11 protein-coding genes and 1 pseudogene are annotated in these 11866 nt (G+C 70.9%); 5 read left to right on the top strand and 7 right to left on the bottom strand.

Annotated features, from left to right (window positions below; translation table 11 throughout):
* A partial coding sequence (locus tag R6V09_RS33095) for a hypothetical protein (RefSeq protein ID WP_317885145.1) occupies nt 1-727 on the top strand: 727 nt, incomplete at its 5' end.
* A gap of 141 nt (nt 728-868) precedes the next feature.
* On the opposite strand, the gene R6V09_RS33090 is transcribed toward R6V09_RS33095, so the two are convergent.
* Nucleotides 869-1483 (bottom strand): TetR/AcrR family transcriptional regulator, encoded by a 615-nt coding sequence (locus tag R6V09_RS33090; protein ID WP_317885144.1) that lies wholly within the window; start codon nt 1481-1483, stop codon nt 869-871.
* 224 nt (nt 1484-1707) lie between these two features.
* Here R6V09_RS33090 and R6V09_RS33085 point away from each other — a divergent pair, with 224 nt between their 5' ends.
* Together R6V09_RS33085 and R6V09_RS33080 are read left to right on the top strand one after the other, a co-directional pair.
* Complete coding sequence (locus R6V09_RS33085) at nt 1708-2505, top strand: phosphatase PAP2 family protein (protein ID WP_317885143.1); 798 nt, start codon at nt 1708-1710, stop codon at nt 2503-2505.
* The gene (locus R6V09_RS33080) at nt 2502-3467 is read left to right on the top strand and encodes a hypothetical protein (protein ID WP_317885142.1); all 966 of its coding nucleotides are present in this window, start codon (nt 2502-2504) and stop codon (nt 3465-3467) included. Before R6V09_RS33085 ends, R6V09_RS33080 begins: the two co-directional genes overlap by 4 nt.
* A gap of 260 nt (nt 3468-3727) precedes the next feature.
* Here the strand turns inward: R6V09_RS33080 and R6V09_RS33075 are convergent, their stop codons facing one another.
* The 6 genes from R6V09_RS33075 to R6V09_RS33050 all read right to left on the bottom strand — a co-directional run bounded on the left by R6V09_RS33075 (nt 3728) and on the right by R6V09_RS33050 (nt 10654).
* A complete protein-coding gene (locus R6V09_RS33075; RefSeq protein ID WP_317885141.1) occupies nt 3728-4546 on the bottom strand; it encodes a phospholipid scramblase-related protein in 819 nt (272 codons plus the stop codon).
* A gap of 52 nt (nt 4547-4598) precedes the next feature.
* Nucleotides 4599-6653 carry a phosphocholine-specific phospholipase C gene (locus R6V09_RS33070; protein ID WP_317885140.1) on the bottom strand — a complete coding sequence of 685 codons (2055 nt, stop codon included), beginning with the start codon at nt 6651-6653 and terminating at the stop codon, nt 4599-4601.
* 158 nt (nt 6654-6811) lie between these two features.
* Nucleotides 6812-8053, bottom strand: a complete 1242-nt coding sequence (locus R6V09_RS33065) for an ABC transporter permease (protein WP_317885139.1) — start codon at nt 8051-8053, stop codon at nt 6812-6814.
* Entirely contained in the window at nt 8050-8787 is a 738-nt protein-coding gene (locus R6V09_RS33060) for an ABC transporter ATP-binding protein (RefSeq protein ID WP_317885146.1), read from the bottom strand. Before R6V09_RS33060 ends, R6V09_RS33065 begins: the two co-directional genes overlap by 4 nt.
* 35 nt (nt 8788-8822) lie before the next feature.
* Nucleotides 8823-10073, bottom strand: coding sequence for a hypothetical protein (locus R6V09_RS33055; protein ID WP_317885138.1), 1251 nt, complete (start codon nt 10071-10073; stop codon nt 8823-8825).
* Nucleotides 10070-10654 carry a hypothetical protein gene (locus R6V09_RS33050; RefSeq protein ID WP_317885137.1) on the bottom strand — a complete coding sequence of 195 codons (585 nt, stop codon included), beginning with the start codon at nt 10652-10654 and terminating at the stop codon, nt 10070-10072. The genes R6V09_RS33055 and R6V09_RS33050 overlap by 4 nt, the downstream gene beginning before the upstream one ends.
* Before the next feature lie 91 nt (nt 10655-10745).
* Between R6V09_RS33050 and R6V09_RS33045 the strand changes: the two genes are divergently transcribed.
* On the top strand, nt 10746-11447 hold the full coding sequence (locus R6V09_RS33045) for a response regulator transcription factor (protein ID WP_317885136.1): 702 nt from the start codon (nt 10746-10748) through the stop codon (nt 11445-11447).
* A pseudogene (locus R6V09_RS33040) lies at nt 11437-11866 on the top strand (two-component sensor histidine kinase); the annotation flags it as partial. The gene R6V09_RS33045 and the pseudogene R6V09_RS33040, both read left to right, overlap by 11 nt.

The raw sequence follows: 11866 nt of genomic DNA, 5'->3' as shown, positions 1-11866 counted from the left end.
TCTCGGCACGCAGCAGGCGCCGAACGGGCAGGGAGGCCTGGGCGGCCAGGGCGGCCCCGAGGGACAGGGCGGCACGGGCGGTTCCGGCGGTACGGGCGGGCAGAACGATCCCTTCGGCGGGTCCGGCGGGACGGGTGGTTCCGGTGGTACGGACGGTGCGACACCCGCGCCCAGCCAGTCGGCGCAGCCGAAGGTCAAGGCCGGCGGCACCGTGACCGACTCGCTCGACGGCATCAGCTTCACCGTGCCGTCCGACTGGTACGGCCAGGTCATCGAGGGCGGCGCGTCGGTCACGTCGAACACGTCCTACAAGTGCCCCGGCGACACCACCAAGTCGTGCACCGACGGCGGCGCGTACTCGGCCCCCGCGGTGTTGCTGGGCACCAAGGGCAGCACGGCCGAGGCGGTCGCGAAGGCGGACATCGCCGCCAACGCCAAGGAGTCCTACGGCGGTACGGTCTACGGCAGCATCACCTCGCACGAGGTGCTGGCGTCCAAGGCCGTCACCGTGGCCGGGCAGAAGGGCTATCTGGTGCGCTGGAAGGCGGTCACCAGCAAAGGCGCGGACGGCTATGTCGAGTCGCTCGCGTTCCCGTCGCCCGCGAGCACCGGCCAGATGGTCGTGGTCCGCTTCGGTGTCGACGTGGGTCAGAAGGAGTCCGTGATCGACGAGATCACCGCGAACATCAAGGTGGCCTCGGGCGGCGGCGACGGCCAGACGATCTGACCCGGCACACAGTCGGCCGGGTGGGGTTCCTCTCCGCTCAAGAGGAACCCCACCCGGCCGGGGGGTGCGCGCCGCCCCCGTCCCCACGGTGCGGCGCGATCAGGCCACCGTCCAGTCATCCCATGGACGGCGGCCTGGTTCTCAGGTGAGGCCGAGTGCGGGCAGCACCGCGGCCTCCACGAATCTGACCAAGTAGTCGGGGTCGGCGTAACAGCCCTCCAGGACGGGACGGGCCCGCAGGACGCCGAAGATCTGGGCGGGGACGTACGGCAGGGCCGGATGGTCGGCCGGGATCTCGCCGCGTTCCACGCCACGACGCAGGATGTCCTCCAGCGCGGCGATCTCGGGGTGCACGAGCGCCTCACGGACCGCCTGGGCGAGTTCGCTGTCCTGGATGACGGCGTGACCGAGCGCCGAGACGAGTTTCGTGTCCTTCGCCGACCACGCGCCCGCCGCCCGCGCGGCCTCGCGCAGATCCTCCGCGAGGGAGCCCGTGTCGATGCCGGTGAAGTGCACCCGGCGGTTGGCGCGCAGCGCGGCGGCGACGAACTGGGGCTTGGTCCCCCACTGCCGGTACAGCGTGGACTTGCTGCACCGGGTGCTGGTGGCGACGCCCTCCATGCTGACGGAGTCGTAGCCGCATTCTCTGATCTGTTCGAGCACGGCGTCGAAGAACTCCCGCTCACGCTCGGGCGTGATCTTGGAGCGGCGCGAGGCGGCGACCGTGTCCGGTCCGTCCTCAGCCTGCGACGTCATGGCTCTTCTCCTCGCTCGGCCCGCGGACCCTGGGTCCGCTCTCCAGTGTGTCTCGTTTCGCTATCGATACGCCAGTGTACCGGTACTCCACCGTATCGGTACCCGCTCGTATCGGTACACTGGCGTATCGGAACGAACTCGTACCGATGAGTTCGGTCCGCCGGAAGGGTCACAAGCCCTGCCAGCACCACCACACGCACCACCGTCAGCGAAGGGGCCGGGGGATGAATGCCCGAACCGAGCCTGCAGAGAAGGGGACCAGCGCGATAGCGCGGCCTCCGCTCGTCCGTGAGCTCCTGCTCGTCGCAGGACTCTTCCTCGTCTACAAGTTCGGCCGCCAGCTGGCGACGGGCCACACCGGTGAGGCCCTGCACAACGCCCGCCACGTGTGGGACCTGGAACGGACCCTGCGTCTCCCGAACGAGGGCTCGGTGCAGTCGGTGCTGCTGCACAGCGACACCCTCGTGCACATCGCGAACACCTTCTACGCGACCGTCCACTTCCCGGCCACCGTCGCCTTCCTGGTCTGGCTGTACCTGCGGCGCCCGGCGCACTACGTCTGGGCCCGCCGGGTCCTGGCGACGGTCACCTCGGCCGCCCTGGTCCTGCCCTTCGTGTTCCCGCTCGCGCCCCCGCGCATGCTGGCCGCGACGGGTCTGGTCGACACCGCCAAGGTCTACGGCCCCTCGGTGTACGGCCCGCCGACCAGCGACCACCTCTCGAACCAGTTCGCGGCGATGCCCTCGCTGCACTTCGGCTGGGCGCTGATGGTGGCGATCGGCCTGATCGTCGCGACCCGGTCCCGCTGGCGCTGGCTGTGGCTGCTGCATCCGCTGGTCACGCTGGTGGTGATCGTGGGCACGGCGAACCACTACTGGCTCGACGCGATCGTGGCCACCGCCATGCTCGGCATCGCCCTCGCGCTGATCCACCCGCCGCACCGGACGGCGACCACGGCAGGCCGCGGTCAGCCGGAGCTCGCCCCCGAGAAGCAGCCGGTTCTCGTCGGAGCGGGCCGATGAACGCCACCCTCGTCGCCGTCGTCCTCTCCCTCTTCTCGGCCGTCGCCTACGCGGCTGCGGCCGTGGCCCAGGAACGGCTGGCGTCCCGCAACTCCGACGCGGGCATGCTGCGGCTGCTCGCCACCGGATCCTGGTGGTGGACGGTCGTGCTGAACGCGTCGGCCGCGCTGCTGCACGTGGTGGCCCTGAAGTACGGTCCGCTGACCGTCGTACAGCCGCTGGGCGCGCTCACCCTCGTCGCCGCCGTGCCGATGGGCGCGCGGGTGGCCGGGCGGCGGGTCAGCGTGAGCGAATGGCGGGGCACCGCGCTCACCCTGCTCGGCCTGTCGGCCCTGCTGGTCACGGCGTCCGGGCCCCAGCCCGACCAAGTCCTCACCGTTCCGCAGGCGTTGGCGGTCGCGGGCGCGACGTCCGCGCTGATCGGCCTGCTGGCCCGGCGCGGTTCGAAGCCCGGGCTACGGCATGCCTCGGCGTCCGGTGTCGCCTCGGGTGTCGCCTCCGCGCTGACGCAGACCGTGACGGTCGCGGCGACGGACCGCTCGGGCCCGCTGCTCAGCGCGCAGGTGGTCGGAGTCGCCCTGCTGGTCGCGGTGTTCGCGGCAGGCGGGCTGCTGCTGTCGCAGACCGCCTACCGGGGCGGCCTCGGTGCCCCGCTCGCGGTGGTGACCCTGGCGAACCCGCTGGCCGCCGCCGCGATCGGCCTGGCCCTGCTCGGCGAACGCCTCCAGGGCGGCGCGGCCGGCATCCTCCTCGCGCTGGCGGGGGCCGCACTCGCGTCGTGGGGTGTGGTGCTGCTGACCCGGGTGACCCCGGTCGTGCCGTTGCCGAACGAGTACGGCGACCACGATCATCCCGTGGCCGCCGTGCTGGCGCTGGAGCCCGAATCGGCCTCCCTGGAACCGGCGTTGATGCCCCGGCAGCCGAACCGACGGTCCGAGCCGGGGCATCTCACCGCGCTGTGACCGGGGCCTGTCCGGCGGATCAAGTCGCAGAAAACCAACGGCCCCTCATCAGTGCCGGTGAGCGGGGTGTGGCGCGTGCAGCTGCAAGGCGGAGGAGGGAGTCGACGCGATGGGGGTCCCCCCGGTCGAGCGAAGCCGAGACTGGGGGAGTCGGCGACCGACGACAACGCGGCTGGGGGTCCCCCCACGCCTTTAAGGCAGTGGGGGAGTGCGCGCCACACCCCGCGTCTGCGGCATGATCCGCCGGACAGGCCCCGGGGTCAGCCGAGGCCGCGCGAGTCCTGCTTGAGGGCGGTGTCGACGGTCAGCGCCGTCGCCACCACCAGGCTCAGCAGCGGCTCGGGCAGCTGGTAGTGGATCTGCAGGACGTAGTTGTCCGCGGTGGTGAACATCGTCTTGGCGAGGCCTTCCCAGGTCTTGGTGATCCGGGCGACCTCGTTGTCCGCGTGGTCGACGATGGCGAAGTTCCAGGCCCGCCAGTTCTCGGCCTTGATCGCGCCGATCTGCCGGCCGTTCGCGGTCAGCGCGAAGTTGATCTTCCCGATCATGTTCTGCTGCACGATCTCGCCCACCGGCGAGCCGTCCGGACGGGACACGATCACCCTGGACTTCATGATCTTCGCGGGCCTGGTCAGCACCAACTGCGGCTGCCCGTGGGCGTCCCGGATCTCCAGCCGGTGGGTCAGGAACTGGTCGAGGCTGGAGACGAAGCGCAGCGCCTTCTTCAGCGTGCTCTGGCCTATCTCGGTGACCGAGCCGATCAGATTGCCGTTCTGATCCATGACCGTGTACTCGTTGGTCAGCTCGATCAGCTTGGCCTTCTGGTTCACCACGAGGACCGGTTCGCTGAACAGACCGCCACCGCCGGGGCCGCCCCCGGCGACCCCGGCCTGCGTCTGCACCTGGCGCTGGACCCGCGGATCCGGCCCCGCCTGCTGCTGCGGCACGGCCTGCGGCTGCGCCTGCTGGTCCGCGTTGGTGTGCTCGGTCCACTTCGCGCCGTCCCAGTACCGGAGGGTCTGGGGTGCTCCGTGCGGATCCGGGTACCAACCTGCAGGTGTGTTCGAATGCGTGGTCACCGGGGCACACTACCGCGAGTGCCCCGGAATACAACCGGCTCTACGGGAGCGGTCACACCCGCCCGATCGCCGGGTCGCTGACCCCCGGGCGGCCGTTCTCGACATGTCCGGCGAATCGCCGCAGGAAGCCCGCGTCGCCGTCGGAGGTGACCGTCAGGTCGTACCACCGCTTGCTCGCGCCCAGGTCGAAGGTGTGCCGCACGGTGGCGCCCGCCCGTACCTTGACGGCCTGCGACCGGCCGCCGTAGCCGTCGGCGACCTTCAACTGCACTGTCCCGGAGCCCTTGTTGGTGAAGGTCAGCTCGACGTCGTCGCCGCAGTCGCGGGCGGTGACCTCGGGTCCGGCGCTCTTGCCGGGGCCCTTGAAGACGCGCAGGAAGCCGTTCGGACCGTGCACGGTGAGATCGTAGGAGCCGTTCGAGTAGGCCGAGTTCCAGGTGTCCGAGACGGTCCTGCCTGCCTCGGTGGTGTAACTCCAGGGCCCGTCCGTGCGGTTGGCGGAGGTGACCAGGAAGTTGGCGCCGGCCTTCGCGCCGGAGGCGAAGGCGAGCGTGAACTTCCCGGCCGCCGGGTCCGCCGAACCGTCCACCGCCGACGCGTACTTGAGCGGGCGGGCCGGGCGCAGTCCGCGTTCCTGCTTCGGCAGCGCCGGGTTGGCGGGCGGGGTCGGCACATAGTCGGGGTGGCGGTTCTTGTCCGGCGGCCGGTAGCCGTCGGTGTCCGGGAGCGGGACCTTCTTGACGTCCTTGTGGGAGAAGTCGAAGGCACCGGTCAGGTCGCCGCAGATCGCGCGCCGCCAGGGCGAGATGTTGGGCTCGTGGACGCCGAAGCGGGTCTCCATGAACCGGATGACCGAGGTGTGGTCGAAGGTCTCCGAGCAGACGTAACCGCCCTTGCTCCAGGGCGAGACGACGATCATCGGCACCCGCTGGCCGAGGCCGTAGGGGCCGGCCGGGTGGCTCGCGTCGCCCTTGAAGAGGTCGGGGCCGACGTCGACGGTCGACTTGCCCTGCGCGGCCGAGCCCGGCGCGAACGGTGGGACCAGGTGGTCGAAGAAGCCGTCGTTCTCGTCGTAGGTGATGAACAGGGCCGTCTTCGCCCACACCTTCGGGTCGGAGGTCAGCGCGTCCAGGACCTGGGAGACGTACCAAGCACCGTAGTTCGCGGGCCAGTTGGGGTGCTCGGTGAACGCCTCGGGGGCGACGACCCAGGAGATCTTCGGCAGCGTGCCGCCCTTGACGTCGGCCTTCAGCCGGTCGAAGAAGCCCTCGCCCTTGGTGGCGTCGGTGCCGGTGCGGGCCTTGTCGTAGAGCGGGTCGCCGGGCTGGGCGTTCTGGAACTGCTTGAAGTAGAGCAGCGAGTTGTCGCCGTAGTTGCCGCGGTAGGCGTCCTGGATCCAGCCCCAGCCGCCGGCCGCGTCGAGGCCGTCGCCGACGTCCTGGTAGATCTTCCAGGAGACTCCGGCCTTCTCCAGACGCTCGGGGTACGTCGTCCAGCTGTAGCCCGCCTCGTCGTTGCCGAGGACGGGGCCGCCGCCGACGCCGTCGTTGCCGGTGTAACCCGTCCACATGTAGTAGCGGTTGGGGTCGGTGGAGCCGATGAACGAGCAGTGGTACGCGTCGCAGATGGTGAAGGAGTCGGCGAGCGCGTAGTGGAACGGGATGTCCTCGCGGGTCAGGTACGCCATCGTCGTGGAGCCCTTGGACGGCACCCACTTGTCGTACTTGCCGCCGTCGAACGCGGCGTGCCCGTCGTTCCAGCCGTGCGGGAGGTCCTGGATGAACTGCAGGCCCAGGTCGTCGGCCTCGGGGCGGAAGGGGAGGATGTCCTTCGTGCCGTCCGACTGGTACCAGACCGGTTTGCCGTCCTGCCGGGTCACGACCGGACGCGGGTCGCCGAAGCCCCGGACGCCTCTGAGTGAGCCGAAGTAGTGGTCGAAGGACCGGTTCTCCTGCATCAGGACGACGATGTGCTCGACGTCCTCGATGCTCCCGGAACGGTGGTTCGCCGGGAGCGCGGCGGCACGCTCGATGCTGTTCGACAGTGCCGTGAAGGCCGTGGTGGCACCCGCGAGTTGGAGAAAGCGACGCCGATTGACTTCGGACATGGGTGAGGCACCTCTCATCCTGACGCGCGGCCGGCCGGAACATGGCGAAATGCGCGCGGTGCGAGTGTTCCAAGAGCAACAAACGTCAGGGAAGGGTCTGGTGGCGCCCATGTGAAACTCGTCCGTACGTGCGGGGGCGGAGGGGCGGGGCCGAACCGTCACGCCGTCGCCAGGGCCTCCGTGGGGGTGAGGCGGGAGGCCCTGATGGAGGGGTAGACGCCTGCGGCCATGCCGATCAGGACGGCGCCGCCGAAGCCGCCGGCCACCGCCGGGAGCGGGATCACCGGAGGCCAGCCCTGGTAGGCGGCGTAGCCGACGGTCGCCAGGATGCCGAGGACCGTGCCGGCCAGACCGCCGAGGCAGGACAGGGCCACCGACTCGGTGAGGAACTGGCCGCGGATCTGGCCCCTGTTGGCGCCCAGCGCGCGGCGCAGGCCGATCTCCTTGCGGCGTTCGAGGACCGAGATGACCATGGTGTTGGCCACACCGATCCCGCCCACCAGGAGGGCCACTCCGGCGAGGCCGAGGAAGAGCGCGGAGAACGTGGTCTGCGTGGCGCGTTTCGCGGCGAGGGCGTCGGAGGGGCGGCTGACCTGCACCATGCCGGGCAGTTCGGGGTAGATGGTCTGGGCGAGGACGTTGCGGACGGCGTCGATGCCGTCCTCCCTGGCCTTGACGTAGATGACGGTGGGGTGGCCGGTGAAGCCCAGTTGGGTGCGTGCGGCGTCCCAGCCGACCAGGACCGAGCGGTCGATGTCGGGCGACAGCGGGGTCTGCGCGAGGACGCCGATGACCGTGAACCAGCGGTGGGCGATGTAGATCTGCGGGGCGGGCCGACCCGGCACCACCTCGGCGATGCCCATCCGGGTGGCGGCCACCGAGCCGAGGACCGCCGTGGGGAACCGCTCGGTGCTCGCGCCGAGGTAACGCCCGGACCGGACCTCGGCGTTGATCGCCTGCAACAGGTCGGTCCTGCTGGCCAGGACGGCGAGGCCCGCGTAGTCGTCGGCGTCGACGCGGTCGTTGCGGAACACCTCGGCGTGGGTGTTGGCGACCGCGCTGGCCACCGTCACCGGGCCGATGCGGCGGACCATGTCCACGGACTGGGGCGGGAGTTGGATCGGCGGGGTCTGGTTGGGGATCGGCACGGCCTGGAGCATGTTGGTGCCGAGCGCGGAGAGCTGGTTCATCAGCGCCTTCTGGCTGGACGCCGGGATCCCGGTCACCACGATCATCGTGGCGATGCCGATCGAGATGCCCAGCGCGGACAGCGCGGCGCGCATCCGGCGGGTGTGGATGCCGAGCAGGCCGAGGCGCAGGATGTCCAAGGGGGCCAGGCGTACCGGCCTGATGTCGGCGACGGCAGGGACCGCGCGCGCCTTCGGTGTGGTGGTGGTCATGGCCGGCGTTCCCCATGGGTGTCGGTGAAGGTGTCCCTGCGGATGGCGAGGGTGTCGTCGGCGAGGTCGGCCGTGTCGATGGCCTGGGTGTCCTCGCCGTGGACGTCGGCGACCAGCCGGCCGTCGAGGATCTCCACCCTGCGGGGCAGCCGCGCCGCGATGTCACGGTCGTGGGTGATGATCGCGATGGTGGTGCCCTCGTCGTTCAGGGTGGTCAACAGCTCCAGTACGGCACGGCCGTTGGCGGTGTCCAGGGCGCCCGTGGGTTCGTCCGCGAGGACCAGGGCCGGGCGGTTGACCAACGCGCGGGCGATGGCGACCCGTTGGCGTTCGCCGCCGGAGAGCTGGTTCGGCAGATGCCCGGTGCGGCGCGCCAGGCCGACCCTGGCCAGTGCCTCCCGGGCCAGCGGAGCGCGCTGTCGTCGGGGAACTCCGGCGTAGAGCAGGCCTGTTGCGACGTTCTCGGCGGCGGTGAGTCCGTCGGTGAGGTGGAACTGCTGGAACACGAAGCCGAGTCGGCGTCCGCGCAGCGCGGAGAGCCGGCGGTCGGAGAGCGCCGCGACGTCCTGGCCGCCGATCTCCACGGTGCCGCTGGTCGGCCGGTCCAGGGTGCCCATGATGTTCAGCAGGGTCGACTTGCCGGACCCGGACGGGCCGACGATGGCGAGGAGTTCGCCCTCCTCGATGGCGAGCGAGACACCGTCCAGGGCCTTCACCCCGCCGGGGTACTCCATGCCCGCGTCGATCACGGCCAGTACCGGTCGGCTCTTCACGAGGTGGTCTCGACCTTCGTCCCGGCCGTGACACCGGCGCCGCTGATCTCGACCAGCCCCTTGGCGAACATCCCGGTCTTCACCGCGATCAGCCGGCCGCCGGGCAGCTGGACGGCGTAGCCGCCCTCGCTCAGCGCCAGCAGCGCGCCGACCGGTACGGCGAGCACGCCCTTGTGGCTCTCGGAGGTGAACGCCACCTGCACCGGGGCGGAGGTCAGCTTCCGGACCGCCCCGGTGTCGGACAGCGAGACGGTGACGGTGAGCTGCGCGGGGGCCGAACCGCCGCTGTCGCCCTGGGAGTTGTCGGTGGCGGCGGTGGAGCCGACCACGTCGATGGTCCCCTTCACGGTGGAGTTGTCCGGCAGGGTCACCGTGACCCGGTCGCCCCGGGACATCGTGCCGACCTGGGTCGCGTCCACCGGCACGGACACCTTCTTGGTGGTGGAACTGACCGTCATCAGGTCCCCGGTGGCGTCGTCGCCGCTCTGCGCCTGCACCGCGCCGACGCGCACCGCGCCGGACCTCACCGTCACGTCCCCGATGCCGAGCACTCCGGTGGCGGGCATCCCGACATGGGTCTGCCAGCGCCGGATCGCGGCCATCAGGTCGGCGGTGAGCACGCCGTCGCCCTCCTTCACCTCGACCGAGGTGGCGGTGGGGGTGGAAGTAGGGGCGGCGCTCGCGGAGGGGGCGGCCGTACCGCCCGTCTTGTCGGCACCCTCGGAGACACTGTCGTCGGCCGCGGCGACCGGGTGCTGAGTGACCCAGGTCCCCGCCCCCGGCTGGACCCCGATGTCGTAGCCGAGCTTCTTGAGGTTGTCGGCGACCACCCGCACGTCGGGTCCGGTGGTGCCCCGCGCGTTCAGCGTGCGGTAGAGGGGGGTGCCGCCGTAGAACACCGGTACGGGGACGTTGTCCACCTTGTACAGGGTGCGGCCCCGGGAGACGGTGGCTCCGGGTGCGGGCAGCCAGGTGACCAGTCCGGGCCTGGCGCCCTTGACCGGGGCCGCCTTGCTGTAGCCGAGGGTGCCGCTCAGGGTCTGGGCGTTGGACAGGTCGGTCTTCGTCACCGTCGCGGTGCCGACCCGGGCCGAGTCGGCGGCCGTCGTGGTGGGTTTCTTGTCTCCGTCCTGCCATACGGTGACGCCGAGCGCGGTCGCCGTGACGCCTGCCAGCGCCACGGCCCCGATCGTCAGGCGGCGCTTCCCGCGCCGGGGGCGGGCGTTGTCGTCGCTGGTCGTCGTCACTTGTACGCCTTCACCTCGCAGTCGTGGTCGAGCTTGTCCTGCTGGTCCTGGGTCAGGGTGGGCTCGCCGTCGTAGTTCCAACCGGAGCCGTCGGACAGGCCCTTGACCTTCAGGCCCCCGTCGTTGAGGCACCGGATGTATGTGCGGAAGTCGTCCATGTAGTGCGGGTTCTTCGCCGGGTCCTCCTCGGGCGGCTCGATCGGCCGCTTCGAGAGGCACGCGCTGAGGGCTGCCGGGTACTTGTCGGTCGATGCGGAGAGGGACCACTCGGTCGAGCCCGGCTTGTGTCCGGCGGGGACGCCGTGGTCGTGCAGGCAGTTCGTCCAGACCTGGTACAGCCGTGTGCGCTCTTCGTCGGTGCTGTCCACCCGCAGCTGTGGACGGCCCGACTCCGCGGCAGCGCTCGCCGACGCCGAAGTGCCGCTCGCGCTCGGGCTGTTGATCGAGACGACGCCCTTGTCCTTGGACGCGGTGCCGCCGTCGCCGTCCGAGCCGCCGCAGGCCGCCAGAAGGGAGAGGGCCGCCGCCGCGCCGAGGCCGGCGAGGACGGCTGAGCGCCTTCGATGGGTGAGTTTCGACATGGCGGCACCGTGGCCGGAGCTTATGAAGATCCTGTCAGGCCACCGTCAGACTCCTGTCTGATGTCGCGGCGGCGACCTTAGGGTGAGCCGCGTGAACGCATATGTCCTGGTGGCCGAGGACGACGTCAAACAGGCCGAGGTGATCCGCCGCTATCTGGACCGCGAGGGCCACTCCGCCCTCGTCGTCCACGACGGGCGCGCGGCGATCGACGAGGTGCGGCGCCGGCAGCCGGATCTGCTCGTCCTCGACGTCATGATGCCGCTCGTCGACGGACTGGACGTGTGCCGGGTGCTGCGCCGGGAGTGCGATGTGCCCGTGCTGATGCTGACCGCGCGCAGCACCGAGGAGGACCTCCTGCTCGGCCTCGACCTGGGCGCCGACGACTACATGACGAAGCCGTACAGTCCGCGCGAGCTGATGGCCCGCATCCGCACCCTGCTGCGGCGCACCCGGGCCACGGTCGCGGGTCCGGACGATCCCGTGATCCGGATCGGTGGCCTCGCCGTCGACCCGGTCCGCCGCACGGTCGGCCTCGCCGGACGCCAAGTGGTGTGCACGCCCGGGGAGTTCGAGATCCTCGCGGCGATGGCCGCCGAACCGGAACGGGTCTTCACCCGCCGCCAACTGCTCGCCCTGACACGGGGGTTCGACCGCTACATAACCGAGCGGACCATCGACGTGCACATCCTCAACCTGCGCAAGAAGATAGAAGCCGTCCCCCGTCGACCCGCCTATCTGCAGACCGTGTACGGCGTCGGCTACAAGCTCGTCGACGGCAGCCGTGCGCACTGAGGCAGCGGCCGGCGGCGGAACGGAGACCGGCTCCCCGGCCGGCGGCGAGGCGCGGCCCCGGATCAGGGTGCGGGCCAAAGTGCCCCTGCACAGAAGCCTGTTGGTCCGGTTGCTGGCCACCTCCGTGATGATCGCCGTCTGTTCGGTCGCGGCCACCGCCTGGCTGGCGGCGCGCACCACGAGCAGCGCCATCCAGCAGGAACAGGGCCAACTCCTGTCCTCCGACACCGAGATCTACGACACCCTCGTCGGCTACGCCGCCACGCACCGGGACTGGACCGGCGTCGCCCCCACCCTGCGCCGTCTCGCCGACCGCACCGGGCGCCGGATCACGCTGACCACGCAGACCCACCGCCCGCTCGCCACCTCGGCCGCCTCGGTCGCCACCCTCCCCACCAGGGCGTCGGCGGTCGTCGACC

This window comes from Streptomyces sp. W16 (assembly GCF_033194735.1).
Classification (GTDB): Bacteria; Actinomycetota; Actinomycetes; order Streptomycetales; family Streptomycetaceae; genus Streptomyces.
This window is presented reverse-complemented; position numbering and strand designations above follow the sequence as displayed.